We start from the raw sequence: 13,127 nt of genomic DNA on the forward strand, positions 1-13,127 counted from the left end.
ACCTGCGGGGGGTGCAGGGGGAAGACCACGGCGTCGCCGTGGGCGCCGGCTCACGTCGGGTGCCCGCGAGCGGCGCCGTGGTCTGTCCCGAACGCGGCTACCAACCGACGCGGGTGGGCTGCCCGTAGCGGGGCCTGCCGTCCACCGGCGGACGCCAGGCGGACTCGGCCAGGCTCGGCGCCCACTGACGCAGCAGTGTCTCGGCCCCGTCGTACGCGACGCAGAGCACCGCCAGCACCCGCGCGGCGATCTCGGCGGCGTCGGCCACCCCCGGCCCGACCGGCCCGGGCGGCAGCGGCGGACCCGCGGCGGTGGCGGCGACCACGGCGACCGCCTCGGCCGAACGGAGCACGTCGGCGAGTGTCCGGGCCAGGGCCAGCCGGCTGCCCTCCACCCAGTCGGCGAGCGCGTCCGCGTACCCGGCTGTGGATTCGAGCCGGCCGACAAGGCTCTCCGGACCCTCGTCCAGGTGGCGCAGCAGCGCCGCGCGTTCCTGCCCGTACGCGGAGGCGGCCGGACCGGACCACAGGACCGGGTCGGTGAGTGTGGCGCAGACGTCGTCGTACCCCCGCACGAGCCGGTGCACGGCGTGCCCGGCGCCGGTGAGCGGCGCCGGATGCAGGTCGAGGAAACCGCGGACCGCGTCGCCGGGCAGGACCTGCATGCGGCGCAGCAGTGGCCAGACCCGGTGCCCCTCGGGGACGCCCGCGGCGAGCAGCGCGTCCACCCGGTGCAGCAGGTCGAGGCCGGGCTCGGCGAGCCGGTCCAGCGGATCCATCACGGCTCTCCGGTGAGCCGGCGGCGGGCGGCCCGGTCGACCTCGCCGTAACGGTCGGCGGCCTCACGGATGGCGGACGCGGCGGCGGCCAGCCGGACGGCGGCGGCCCGCGCCTCACGTGCCCGGTCGTCGGTGGCGGCGGTCCACTGCCTGTGCAGCGCCCGGCCGATCTCGCCGGGGCGGCCGGGGGCGTCCGCGCCGAACGCCACCTGGGCGGGATCGCTTGCGGTGACCCGGTGGGACAGGCTGGTGAGGGTGGCGCTCGCCTCGTCCAGCCGGGCGGAGAGTGCGCGCAGAGTGTCCATCTCAGGCCCCCGCGAGCGGTCGATAGGCGGCGAACGTCTCGTTGTGCAGCTTCTCCCGCGCCCACTCGGCGGCGTCGGCCGCCGCGGTGACAGCGGCCTGCACGGAACCGGCCACGTCGCGCGGGCTGCGGGTGTGCAGCGGGCCGAGGAACCGGACGTCGGTGATCCGCCCGCCGGCGGTGACCACGACCTCGACCAGGCCGTCCGGCGACCGGACGGTGACCTCGACGGTCGACACCGCCTGGTCGAACTCGGCCTGGAGGGATTCGATGCGGCGGTAGCGCCGCACCGCCTCCTCGATCCAGGCTTCGTCGATCTCCCCCCGCGGCATCGGCCGACTCCTCCCGGATGACCCTTACTGAGCGTGCCGCCACCGTCACAGCGGCACACCGGACCGTACCGCACAGCAATCGCGCCTGTCGATGCCTGTGGATGACCGGTCCCCCAGGTGGGACCACGGGCCGGGGAGCTGCGGGTCAGCCCTTCCAGAGGGCGAGCATCATGGCCTCGACGGCGATCCGCGGCTTGACGTTCGCCTCGATCGCCGCCCGGCAGGCGAGCACGGCCTCCAGGCGGCGCAGCGCCCCCTCGGCGTCCCACTTCTGCGCGCCGGCACCGGCCAGCGCCGCCGTGTCGGTGTGCACCGGGGCGACGGGGGCGCGCAGCGCCATGGTGAGCGCGTCGCGGTAGAAGCCGGCCAGGTCGACGAGCGCCCGGTCCAGCGCGTCACGCTGCGCCCGGGTGGCCCGGGACTTCTGCCGCTTCTCCAACTCCTTGAGCTGGCCGGCGGCACCCCGGATCGCGCCTGCCGCGCCCCGCCCGGTGCCGCCCGCGCCGAGCGCCGTCTCCAGGGCCGCCCGCTCGGCCGTGTCCGATTCGGCGACCGACGCCTCGGCCTCCGCCTCGGCTGCCTCGATCAGCGCCGACGCCGCGTCGAACGCCGCGCCGACACCGGTCAGCCGGCGAGGAACGGCGAGCACCGCCTCGCGTCGCTTACGGGCCTCCGGGTCGCGGGCCAGCCGGCGGGCCCTCCCGACATGCCCCTGCGCGGCCGCCGCCGCCCACTGCGCCACGTCGGGCGCGATGCCGTCCCGCCGGACCAGCACCTCGGCCACCGCCACGGCCGGCGGCTGCCGCAGGGGTACGACACGACAGCGCGACCGGATGGTCACCGAGACGTCGTCCGGGTGGGTGGACGGGGCACAGAGCAGGAAGACCGTACGCGGTGGCGGCTCCTCGATCGCCTTGAGCAGCGCGTTGCCGGCCGCCTCGGTGAGCCGGTCGGCGTCCTCGATGACCACCACCTGCCACCGCCCGCCGGACGGGGTGCTGGCCGCGCGCAGCACCAGAGCGCGCATCTCGCCGACGCCGATGGACAGCCCCTCGGGCACCACCATCCGCACGTCGGCGTGGGTGCCACCCATCGTCGTGTGGCAGCCGGGGCACTCGCCGCAGCCGGTGCCGTACGCGCACTGGAGCGCGGCGGCGAAGGCCCGCGCGGCCACCGAGCGGCCGGAGCCGGGCGGGCCGGTGAAGATCCAGGCGTGGGTCATCCCGCTGGACGGGTCCACGCCAACGGGCGCGGCGTCGGTGCCGCTGGTCGGGCCGGCGGCGATCAGCGCGGGCTCCCGGTCGGCGGCACCGGTACGCAGCACGGTCGCTGCCGCGACGGCGGCCCGGCGCAGTTCGGCGACCGCCTCGTCCTGACCGACCAGGTCGGCGAAGACGTCAGGCATCAGGTCTTGTGCTCCATCGTCACCAGCTCCGCGTCGGATAACTCAGGCTGCACCGACGTGTCCGGGCCCTGCGCCGGGCGGGGGTGCACGATGCCGCCCGGCTTGCCGAGCATCTCCTCGACCCGGCGGACCACCTGCGCGGTGATCTCGTCGGCCGGCCGGGACGCGTCGAGCACCAGGTAGCGCTTCGGGTCGGAGGCGGCGAGGTCGAGGAAGGCGTACCGGACGCGCTCGTGGAACGCGACGGACTCGGCCTCCAGGCGGTCGGTGCCGGTGTTGCGCGAGGCCACCCGGGACAGGCCGGTGCGCGGCTCGACGTCGAGCAGGACCACCAGGTCCGGCTTGAGGCCGCCGGTGGCCCAGGAGGAGAGCCAGGAGACCTCGTCGACCGGGAGAGTACGCCCCGCACCCTGGTACGCCAGGGACGAGTCGACGTACCTGTCGCTGATCACCACACCACCCCGGACCAGCGCGGGACGGACGACGGTGGCCACGTGGTGCGCCCGGTCGGCGGCGTACAGCAGCGCCTCGGCGCGTGGGGACGGCGCGTCGTCGCCGGAGGTGTCAAGCACGAGGGACCGGATCCGTTGTCCGACGCCTGTGGCCCCCGGCTCGCGGGTGACGACGACGTCGCACCCCTGATCGCGCAGCCGCTCGGCGAGCGCGGTGAGCTGGGTGGACTTCCCGGCGCCCTCGCCGCCCTCGAAGACCACGAAGAGCCCGGCGGAGACGAACGGCTCGGACGGCATGAGCGGACGACCCCGGATGGAGCCCCAGAGGTCGGCGAGGACCGGTACGCCCTTCTTGTCGTCCATCTGCCCGAACGCGCTGATCCCGGCGAAGATGCCTGCGGCACCGGCGGCGAGCAGCAGCAGTCGGGTCGACGAGATGGACAGGCCCAGGTCGGCGATCTCCAGCTTGCGTGAGCCACCGACGCCGACCAGCACGCTGCTCAGCCCGATGGCCAGGATCAGCACCAGCCGGGTGCCGATCTGCACCACCGCGAAGACCCGGCCTCGCACCTCGTCGGCCACCTCGCCGCCCAGCAGGGTGGTGCCGGCCAGGAAGGCCATGCCGGCGCCGGCGCCGACAAGCACCGCGCCGACGATCGCCATGGACAGGTGGATGGCGAAGGCGAGGGTCATCACGGCGGCGCTGGCGAGGACGATGCTCATGCCGAACCAGCGGCGCCGGGACATCTCCTTGACGACCATCGGGCCGAGCCCGATGCCGAGCGCCAGGCCGACGAAGATCGCGCCGAAGAGCAGTGAGAACGCGGCGTCACCGGCGCCCAGCGAATTGGCGAAGAACTTGGCCGTGCCGACCACGATGCCGCCGCCGGCGAAGGCGCCGAAGATGCCGAGCACCAGGCCCCGGACGAGCGGTGTCTGACCGATGTACTTCCAGCCCTCGGAGAACTGCCGGAACATGCTCTGCTCGGCACGCTCCGCCTCGCCGCGCTGCGCCTCGCTGATCTCCTTGATCCCGAACGCCACCACCAACGCGGTGGCGAGCCGGGAGAAGGCGTTGAACCAGAGCGCGAGCTGGGCGGGCTCCGCCCAGGAGGGCAGGTCGCCACCCACGGCGCCTCGGACACCACGGTCGAGCACGGCGAGGCCGATGGCCGCGGCGACCGGGGTGAGGCCGTAGGTGGTGATGAGGGTGAGCTGGTTCGCCGCCTCCAGTCGGGCCCGCGGGATCAGGTTGGGGACCGCGGCCTCCTTGGCCGGAATCCACAGCAGGGTGAGCGACTCGATCAGGAAGGTGGCGATGAGCGCCCAGCCGACCACCAGGCCGCCTGCGGCACCGCTGAGGGCGTAGAGCGGAATGGAGGCGAAGAGCACGAAGCGCAGCAGGTCGCAGATGACCATCGTCCAGCGCCTGTCGAACCGGTCGGCGAAGACGCCGGCCACCGGACCGAGCACCAGCGCGGGCAGCAGCCGGATCGCGGTGACCCCACCGAACGCGGCACCCTGGGCGGTGCTGCCCTGCACCTGCGAGGCGGCGAAGAGGGCAGTGGCCAGCAGGCCGAGCCAGTCCCCGAAGGAGGCCGCGCCGAGCACGATCCAGAGCCTGCGGAACGGCCGGATGCGCAGCACCGAGCGGATGGCGGCGTAGCCGGACGCGTCGACCTGGCCGCCGTTGGGCTTGTTGGCGGCGTTGCCCGACTGGTCCCCCGGGCGCGACACGCCGGGCGACTCGCCGCTGTTCTGGCTTTCGATGGCCGTACCTCCACGTGCCGGCCCATCGCTGGGCATTCCCGGTGGAACACTCTAGTCCCGGTGGGGGGCCGCCCCACTGGCGACATTCTCCTGCTCGCTGAGCCTAGGCCGCTTGAGGCACCGACCGCAGCCCGGACGTACGCGAGGGTGTTTCGCATTCATCGTCGGACAGTTAGCGTGCACACGTGGCCATCGAAAGCGACAAACTTCGCGAGCGCCTGGACCGGGCGACCACCCACCTCGACCCGCCGTACGCCGTGGTCGACCTCACCGCCTTCGACGCCAACTCGGCCGCGCTTGCCGAACGCGCCGCCGGCAAGCCGGTCCGCCTCGCCAGCAAGTCGGTCCGCAGCCGGGAGTTGATCAGACGGGCGCTCAGCCGGCGCGGCTGGCGGGGCGTGATGGCGTTCACCCTGCCCGAGGCGATCTGGCTCGTCCGGGCCGGCGTGAGCGACGACGTGCTGCTCGCGTACCCCACCGCGGACCGGGCGGCCCTCGCCGAGCTGGCCGCCGACCCGGCACTGGCCGCTGCGATCACCCTGATGATCGACGGCACCGGGCAGCTCGATTTCATCGACCACGTCCGCGCCCCCGGGCAGCTCGCCGAGCTGCGGCTCTGCCTCGATCTGGACGCGTCCTGGCGACCGCTGCGCGGGCGGGTGCACGTGGGCGTACGCCGCTCACCTGTGCACAGCGCCCGGGCGGCCGGCGCCCTCGCCGCCACAGTCGCCGGCCGGGCCGGCTTCCGGCTGGTCGGGCTCATGTCGTACGAGGCGCAGATCGCCGGCCTGGGCGATGCTCCGCCGGGGCAGACGCTGCTGGCCGGCGCGATCAGGCTGGCCCAGCGCGGGTCGTACCGCGAGTTGCTGGCCCGCCGGGGCGCGGCGGTGGCCGCGGTACGCGAACACGCCGACCTGGAATTCGTCAACGGCGGCGGCACCGGCAGCGTGGCCGCGACCAGCGCCGATCCCGCGGTCACCGAGGTCACCGCGGGATCGGGCCTGTACGGGCCGACGCTGTTCGACGCCTACCGCGCCTGGCAACCCACCCCGGCGGCGTTCTTCGCCTGCGCGGTGGTCCGCCGGCCGACGCCGGAGCTGGCGACGGTGCTCGGCGGCGGGTGGATCGCCTCAGGTCCGGCCGCCGACAGCCGGCTGCCCCGGCCGTGGCTGCCGGCCGGGCTGAAGCTGGTCGGGACCGAGGGCGCCGGCGAGGTGCAGACCCCGCTGGCCGGCCCGGCAGCTGCTGCCCTGCGCGTCGGCGACCGGGTGTGGTTCCGGCATGCCAAGGCCGGCGAGCTGTGCGAACGCGTCAACGAGCTGCACCTGGTCGAGGGGGACGCGGTCGTGGCGACCGTGCCCACCTACCGGGGCGAGGGGCAGGCCTTCCTCTGAGGCCGGCCCCGGCGCCGCGTCAGGCGGGTTGCGCCGCCCCGGCCGGCTCGTCGGCGGTCCGGTCGCTGTCCCGGCCGTCGACCTGACGGTGCAGATACTCCCGGATCAGCGCCTTCGCTTCCAGCAGCACCCGCTCGTCACCGTTGGGCTTCCGGCGGAAGGCGAGCTTGATCAGCGCGTCCGCCGCCTCCACCGCGATCTCCAGCACGAAGCGCAGCTTCGGTACGTCGGTGAGGCCGAAACGTTCGGTGAGCACCCGTGCCAACTGGTCGGCGATCACGCCGTTGTTGTCCCGTTGCTCGTCGAGCAGGTGCAGGTCGACCACGTCGCCGAAGTGCAGGGTACGGAAACCGGGGACGGTGCGGTGCATCGTGATGTACTCGTCGATGCCCGCGTCGACGCCGTCCCACCAGTGGGTCATCTCGTCGGAGGCGAACCGCTCGTCGAGCCGCTGGAGGTAGGACTCCATCGTGCGCAGCGTCAACGCCTGAACGATCGCCCGCTTGTCCGGGAAGAACTGGTAGACCGACCCGATCGCCACCTCGGCACGCTCGGCGAGCAGAGTGGTGGTCAGCCCCTCGTACCCCACCTCGTCGACGAGTTCGGCGCAGGCATCCAACATGCGCTGTACCCGCGCGACACTTCGACCCTGCACCGGTACGCGGCGCAGCGGCCCGGTCGTGGCGGCTGGTGTGGACACTCGGTGCCACCCCCCTTCGACGGATGAACATATCTACACGTCACGAGTCCGTGACTACCGGTACAACGAGCGGGGCTCGATTGCGGTATTTACCAGGTACAACGTTCCTGATATGAAGTCAGTTCATATTCATGAATGAGGAGTGCGCATGGTCGGCACCGCACCGCCCACCGCCCGTTGGTCCAACTGGGCCGGCAACCAGCGTGGCAGCGCCACCGCCATCCTGCGCCCCGCCTCGCCGGAAGACGTCACCGAAGCCGTCCTCGACGCGGCGGCGACCGGTCACCGGATCCGGGTGACCGGCAGCGGCCACTCGTTCACCGCCGTCGCGCTCGCCGACGACAGGCGGATGGAACTCTCCGAACTGGCCACCACCATCAGCGTCGACGTCGAACGCCGGCTGGTCACCGTACCGGCGGGAATGACCCTGCACGCGCTCAACAGCCTCCTCGCCCGGCACCGGCTCGCGCTGCCCAACCTCGGTGACATCGACGCGCAGACCGTGGCCGGGGCGATCTCCACAGGCACCCACGGCACCGGCGCCGGCTACGGCTGCCTGTCCACCTTCGTCGAGGCCGTCACCCTGGTCACCGGCACCGGAGAGGTGCTGCGCTGCTCGGCTGACGAACACCCCGACGTCCTCGCCGCCGCCCGGGTGTCCCTCGGCGCGCTCGGCGTCCTGGTCGAGGTCACCCTGCGCTGCGTGGACGCCTTCGTGCTGCGCGCCCACGAACGCCCCGCAGCCCTGTCCGACGTGCTCGACGAGCTGCCCGCGCTCATCGGCAGACACGACCACGTCGAGTTCTACTGGTTCCCGTACACGTCCCGGGTCCAGGTCAAGGCCAACGACCGGGTACCCACCAACGACCGGCCGCTGCCCCGCTGGCGCGGCTGGCTGGACGACGACTTCCTGTCCAACACCGTCTTCGCCGGCGCCTGCCGTCTCGGCCGGGCCGTGCCGGCACTGGCCCCCGGCATCAGCGCCGTGTCCGCCCGCGCGCTCACCGAACGCCGCTACACAGGCCGCTCCGACCGGGTCTTCTGCACCCCACGCCGGGTCCGCTTCGTCGAGATGGAGTACGGGCTTCCCCGCGAGGCGCTGCCCGACGCGCTCGCCGCGCTCCGACGGATCGTCGACGGGCTGCCGTTCAAGGTGCTGTTCCCGGTCGAGGTGCGCTTCACCGCCGCCGACGACATCTGGCTCTCGCACGGCTACGGCCGGGACAACGCGTACATCGCCGTGCACCAGTACGTCGGGATGCCGTACGAGCCGTACTTCCAGGCCTTCGAGAAGGTCGCCACCGAGCTGGGCGGTCGCCCGCACTGGGGCAAACTGCACTACCGCGACGCGGCCTCGCTGGCCACCGCGTACCCCCGCTTCGCCGACTTCCAGGCCGTCCGCGACCGCCTGGACCCCGACCGGGTGTTCGCCAGCCCTCACCTGACCCACGTCCTCGGGGCCTGACGGCTAGAGCGCGAGGTCGTCCAGGTCGGCGGCGTCCTCGGCGGCGGCGCTCAGCCGCCCGACGCCACCACCTGGTCCGCGCCGGCACCCAGGGCCCGGACGTAGCCGAGCACCCGCTGGTACGCCGCCCGGTAGTCGCGCCGCAGACCTGGCGGGGTGCCCGGGTCGGCAAGCGCTGCGGTCAGGTCGACCAGCCGGAGGGCCGGCGCCAGGTCGGTCCAGGTTGGCAGTGCCTCCATCCGGGTCACCGTCCAGCGCCCCGGGGCGGTCTCGGTGAAGGTCGCCCGGGCCATCACACCCTCGCGGTTGTCGTCGATCGGCTCCTCGTGCCGGGCCAGCTCGTTGCCCATGCCGAAGACCACCCACTTGTCGCCGAAGCGCTGGAACGGCTGCACCGCGTGGGCGTGATGGCCCAGGATGAGGTCCACGTCGGGCGAAGAGATCAGCTGCTGGGCCCAGGCCCGCTGGTCGGCGTCCGGCAGGTGCTGATACTCCGTACCCCAGTGCAGGCTGAGCACGACGATGTCGGCGCCGGCGCTGCGGGCCTTGTGGGCGGCGGCGAGGATCTCGGGCGGATCGATCAGGTTGGCCAGCCACGGCTGGCCCGGGGGGCGGCTCAGCCCGTTGAGATTCAGGCTGTACGCCAGGTGGGCGACGCGGACGTCGCCGACCTGGTAGATCCGGGGCCTGGCCGCTTCGGCGGCGCTGCGGGCGCTGCCGGTGTGCCCCAGCCCGGCGGCGTCGAGTGCGCGGATTGTCCGGGCCACCCCGTCGGCGCCCTGGTCGAGGGTGTGGTTGGAGGCGGTCGAGCAGCCGTCGAATCCGGTGGTGCGCAGCCCGTCGAGCACCTGCGGGGGCGCGTTGAACGACGGATAGCCGGCGAACGGACCCTCGGGATCGGCAAGTGGCGTCTCGAGGTGGCACAGCGCCAGGTCGGCGCCACGGACCGCCGGGGCGACCCCGGCGAACATCGGCGCGAAGTCCATGCCGCCGGCACGGGCACCGTCCCGGCGCGCCTGGTCGGTCACCGCTGGATGGATCAGAACGTCACCGGCGGCGACGAGTCGCACGGTCCGCCGGTTGGCGGGATCCCGGGTCGGCCCGGTGGACGCCCTGGGGGCGCCGGTGTGCGGGGAGGCGTGCGACGCGGTGGCGACGGCTAGCGAGGGGCTGTCCGCGTCCATCGTGCGGATGCCGACCGCGGCCACGGCGAGCAGCACCGCACCCGCCGCAGCACCGACGAGCACGCGCCGCCGCGGGACAGGAGCTGCGAACATCCCCTCACATTAGGCAGTCCACACCAGAGCCTCGCCACCAAATTGGACATCTAACCCATTAGGGGCGGCTTGCTGGCTGTCACTCCTCGGCAGGACTGGCGGTGGCCTTCTTCGGGGCCGCCTTCTTCGCCGGGGCCGCCTTCCTGGCCGCCGTCGCCTTGGCGGTGGTGGTCTTCTTAGCGGCCGTGGACTTGCTGGCGGCGGCCGTCTTCTTGGTGGCCGTCGCCTTCTTGGCGGGCGCCTTCTTCGCCGCCGCCTTCTTGCGCGGCGCCGGACCCTTTGCCCGCTTCTCGGCGAGCATCTCGGAGGCTTCCTCCAGGGTCAACGCCTCAGGGGTCTGCCCGCGCCGCAGCGACGCGTTGAACTCCCCGTCGGTGACGTACGGGCCGAAGCGCCCATCCTTGATCACCAGGGGCTTCTCGGTCGCCGGGTCGACGCCCATCTCCCGCAGCGGCGGCGCGGCGGCCCGCCGTCCACGGGTCTTCGGGGCGGCCAACAGGGCCAGCGCCTGGTCCAGACCGACGGTGAACATCTGGTCCTCGGACTCCAGCGAGCGGAACTCCTCGCCCCGCTTCACGTACGGACCGTAGCGGCCGTTGTTGGCGAACACCTCGACACCGTCCGGCGCGACGCCCACCAGCCGGGGAAGGCTGAGCAGCTTGAGTGCCTCGTCCAGGGTCAGCGAGTCAGGTGTCTGCGTCCGCAGCAGCGACGACTTGCGCTCGCCGCTGGACACGTACGGGCCGAACCGGCCGGACTTGAGCACGATCGGCTCGCCGGTGGCGGGGTCGTCGCCCAGCTTGCGCTCACCACCGCCGCCGAGGAACAGCTCGTGGACCTTCTCCGGGGTCAGCTCGTCCGGGGCCAGGCCCTCGGGAATCGGCGCCCGGTCGCCCTGGGCACCGGCCTCCTCGCCCTCGGCAGGTGTCGTCGGGGCTTCGCCGGGCACCGCACGCTGGAGGTACGGCCCGTACCGGCCGACCCGTACGACGACCTCGCGGCCCTCGTCGTCGGTGAAGAGGGGGATCGAGTTGACGCTTCGCGCGTCGATGTCGCTCAGGTTCTCGGTGACCAGCTTCTTCAACCCGCCGGAGCGGGCGATGTCCTGGTCGCCGGCGCCGTTGGCGCTGCCGAAGTAGAACGCGGTGAGGAAGTCGACAGCGGCGTGGTCACCGCCGGCGATCTCGTCCAGCTCGTTCTCCATTGTGGCGGTGAAGTCGTAGTCGATGAGGCGCGGGTAGTGCCGCTCCATCAACCCGATGACCGCGAACGCCAGGAAGGTCGGGATCATCGCCTGACCGCGCTTGGTGACGTACCCCCGGTCCTGGATCGTCTGCATGATCGACGCGTACGTGGACGGGCGGCCGATGCCCAGCTCTTCCAGGGCCTTGACCAGCGACGCCTCCGTGTAGCGCGACGGCGGCTGGGTGTGGTGGCCCTGCGCGGCCAGCTCGTCGGCGGTCAGCGGCTGGTCCTTGACCAGGGTGGGCAGCCGGCGCTCGGCGTCCTCGGCCTCGGCGTTCTCGTCGTCGGAGGACTCGACGTACGCGCGCAGGAAGCCCGGGTCCGTGATGGTCTTGCCGGTCGCGCCGAAGTCGGCCTCCTCCTGCGAGGTGGAGACCGCCCGGATCCGCACCGACACGCTGGAGCCGACCGCGTCGGTCATCTGCGAGGCGATGGTCCGCCGCCAGATCAGCTCGTAGAGCTTGAACTCCTCGGCGGACAGCTCCTTGGCCACCTCGCCCGGGGTGCGGAAGTTGTCCCCCGCCGGGCGGATCGCCTCGTGCGCCTCCTGCGCGTTCTTCACCTTGCCGGTGTAGCGGCGCGGCTCCGGCGGCACGCTGCGCTCGCCGTACAGCTCGACGATCTGCCGGCGGGCCGCCGAGATGGCCGTCTCGGACAGGTTCACCGAGTCGGTACGCATATAGGTGATGTAGCCGTTCTCGTACAGGCGCTGCGCGGTGCGCATCGTCTGCTGCGAGGACAGGCGCAGCTTGCGGGCCGCCTCCTGCTGGAGGGTGGAGGTGATGAACGGCGCGTACGGCCGGCGGCGGTAGGGCTTCTCCTCGACCCGGGTGACTGTGAACGGCCGCCCGTCGAGGCGCGCCGCGAGGCCCCGAGCGCCGCTCTCGTCGAGGTGGACGACCCCGGCGCCGGCGCGGACGCGGCCCGTGGTCGGCTCGAAGTCCTTACCGGTGGCGATCCGGTCGCCGTTCAGCGCGATGAGTGTGGCGTTGAAGTTGCGCGGCCCCTCGCCGGCGTCCGCCACGGCGAGGGTGGCCAGGATGTCCCAGTACTCGGCGGTGCGGAACGCCATCCGCTGCCGCTCCCGCTCGACCACGATCCGGGTCGCCACGGACTGCACGCGGCCGGCCGAGAGCCTCGGCATGACCTTCTTCCACAGCACCGGGGAGACCTCGTAGCCGTAGAGCCGGTCGAGGATCCGCCGCGCCTCCTGGGCGTCGACCAGGTCGCGGTCGATCTCCCGGGGGTTGGCCACCGCCGCCTGGATCGCCGGCTTGGTGATCTCGTGGAAGACCATCCGCTTGACCGGCACCTTGGGCTTGAGCGTCTCCACGAGGTGCCAGGCGATCGCCTCGCCCTCGCGGTCCTCATCCGTGGCCAGGAAGATCTCGTCGACCTCCTTGGCCAGCTTCACCAGCTTGCTGATCTGCTGTTTGCGGTCGGCGGAGACGACGTAGAGGGCGTGGAAGCCGTTGTCCACGTCCACGCCGAGGCGGGCCCAGGACTCACCCTTGTACTTGGCAGGCACGTCGGCGGCGTTGCGCGGCAGGTCGCGGACGTGACCGAAGCTGGCCTCCACGACGTACCCCGGGCCGAGGTAGCCCGAGATCGTCTTGGCCTTCGCCGGTGACTCGACGATGACCAGACGGGTGGTTCCAGCGTTGCTCGGCACGTCTCTCCCCGACCTCACTCCTGCTCGTGGCCTGCCGGCGCCCGGACAGCGACCGCTTTCGACCCCGCCGTCGCACCGGCGGTCCGGATGTCCAACGTAACGCGCCGTCCGCGTTTCGGGCTTCGCGGGCGGCAAACCGCCACCGCGCGACTGTCAACTCCCGCCCCGCCGCGCTCGGCACTGCCGGACGGCGCCACCGTACACCGTGGGTAGGCCCCGAAGCGGGTCACTGTGACGATGGCGGACCGTCGGCCGAGGTCCCACCCGCCCGTTTTCGGCCTGGATCGACCCGCCGGACTGTCCTACACCTGACACCTCGCCGCCCAGGCCCGC

The 13,127-nt window shown here is 72.7% G+C and carries 10 protein-coding genes; 2 read left to right on the plus strand and 8 right to left on the minus strand.

Annotation, left to right across the window (positions count from 1 at the left end):
- Positions 1-97: 97 nt before the first annotated feature.
- The 5 genes from ACFY1S_RS12465 to tmk form a co-directional block, all read right to left on the minus strand.
- The gene (locus ACFY1S_RS12465) at positions 98-778 is read right to left on the minus strand and encodes a hypothetical protein (protein WP_387116214.1); all 681 of its coding nucleotides are present in this window, start codon (positions 776-778) and stop codon (positions 98-100) included.
- Positions 778-1,083 carry a hypothetical protein gene (locus ACFY1S_RS12470; protein ID WP_387116217.1) on the minus strand — a complete coding sequence of 102 codons (306 nt, stop codon included), beginning with the start codon at positions 1,081-1,083 and terminating at the stop codon, positions 778-780. Before ACFY1S_RS12470 ends, ACFY1S_RS12465 begins: the two co-directional genes overlap by 1 nt.
- Position 1,084: 1 nt before the next feature.
- Complete coding sequence (locus ACFY1S_RS12475; protein WP_007454690.1) at positions 1,085-1,414, minus strand: YbaB/EbfC family nucleoid-associated protein; 330 nt, start codon at positions 1,412-1,414, stop codon at positions 1,085-1,087.
- 145 nt (positions 1,415-1,559) lie between these two features.
- Entirely contained in the window at positions 1,560-2,819 is a 1,260-nt protein-coding gene (locus ACFY1S_RS12480; RefSeq protein ID WP_387116220.1) for a DNA polymerase III subunit delta', read from the minus strand.
- The gene (gene tmk, locus ACFY1S_RS12485) at positions 2,819-5,077 is read right to left on the minus strand and encodes a dTMP kinase (RefSeq protein WP_364369045.1); all 2,259 of its coding nucleotides are present in this window, start codon (positions 5,075-5,077) and stop codon (positions 2,819-2,821) included. The genes ACFY1S_RS12480 and tmk overlap by 1 nt, the downstream gene beginning before the upstream one ends.
- 149 nt (positions 5,078-5,226) lie before the next feature.
- Here tmk and ACFY1S_RS12490 point away from each other — a divergent pair, with 149 nt between their 5' ends.
- A complete protein-coding gene (locus tag ACFY1S_RS12490) occupies positions 5,227-6,435 on the plus strand; it encodes an alanine racemase (RefSeq protein WP_387116224.1) in 1,209 nt (402 codons plus the stop codon).
- Positions 6,436-6,454: 19 nt separating this feature from the next.
- Here the strand turns inward: ACFY1S_RS12490 and ACFY1S_RS12495 are convergent, their stop codons facing one another.
- Entirely contained in the window at positions 6,455-7,057 is a 603-nt protein-coding gene (locus tag ACFY1S_RS12495) for a TetR family transcriptional regulator (protein WP_364370744.1), read from the minus strand.
- A 226-nt stretch (positions 7,058-7,283) separates the two neighbouring features.
- On the opposite strand from ACFY1S_RS12495, the gene ACFY1S_RS12500 reads away from it, so the two are divergent.
- A complete protein-coding gene (locus ACFY1S_RS12500; RefSeq protein ID WP_387116227.1) occupies positions 7,284-8,600 on the plus strand; it encodes a D-arabinono-1,4-lactone oxidase in 1,317 nt (438 codons plus the stop codon).
- A gap of 50 nt (positions 8,601-8,650) precedes the next feature.
- On the opposite strand, the gene ACFY1S_RS12505 is transcribed toward ACFY1S_RS12500, so the two are convergent.
- The gene (locus ACFY1S_RS12505) at positions 8,651-9,877 is read right to left on the minus strand and encodes a CapA family protein (protein ID WP_387116230.1); all 1,227 of its coding nucleotides are present in this window, start codon (positions 9,875-9,877) and stop codon (positions 8,651-8,653) included.
- A gap of 79 nt (positions 9,878-9,956) precedes the next feature.
- Positions 9,957-12,794, minus strand: a complete 2,838-nt coding sequence (gene topA, locus ACFY1S_RS12510) for a type I DNA topoisomerase (RefSeq protein ID WP_387116233.1) — start codon at positions 12,792-12,794, stop codon at positions 9,957-9,959.
- Positions 12,795-13,127 lie beyond the last annotated feature (333 nt).

Source organism: Micromonospora sp. NPDC000663, assembly GCF_042898105.1.
In the GTDB taxonomy this organism is placed as follows: Bacteria; Actinomycetota; Actinomycetes; order Mycobacteriales; family Micromonosporaceae; genus Micromonospora.

Excerpts from the sequence above, each read along its gene's own strand:
- ACFY1S_RS12480 (WP_387116220.1), bottom strand. The coding sequence starts at position 2,819 with ATGCCTGACGTCTTCGCCGACCTGGTCGGTCAGGACGAGGCGGTCGCC.
- ACFY1S_RS12470 (WP_387116217.1), bottom strand. The coding sequence starts at position 1,083 with ATGGACACTCTGCGCGCACTCTCCGCCCGGCTGGACGAGGCGAGCGCC.
- ACFY1S_RS12465 (WP_387116214.1), bottom strand. The coding sequence starts at position 778 with ATGGATCCGCTGGACCGGCTCGCCGAGCCCGGCCTCGACCTGCTGCAC.
- ACFY1S_RS12475 (WP_007454690.1), bottom strand. The coding sequence starts at position 1,414 with ATGCCGCGGGGGGAGATCGACGAAGCCTGGATCGAGGAGGCGGTGCGG.
- ACFY1S_RS12495 (WP_364370744.1), bottom strand. The coding sequence starts at position 7,057 with ATGTTGGATGCCTGCGCCGAACTCGTCGACGAGGTGGGGTACGAGGGG.
- ACFY1S_RS12500 (WP_387116227.1), top strand. The coding sequence starts at position 7,284 with ATGGTCGGCACCGCACCGCCCACCGCCCGTTGGTCCAACTGGGCCGGC.
- tmk (WP_364369045.1), bottom strand. The coding sequence starts at position 5,077 with ATGCCCAGCGATGGGCCGGCACGTGGAGGTACGGCCATCGAAAGCCAG.
- ACFY1S_RS12505 (WP_387116230.1), bottom strand. The coding sequence starts at position 9,877 with ATGTTCGCAGCTCCTGTCCCGCGGCGGCGCGTGCTCGTCGGTGCTGCG.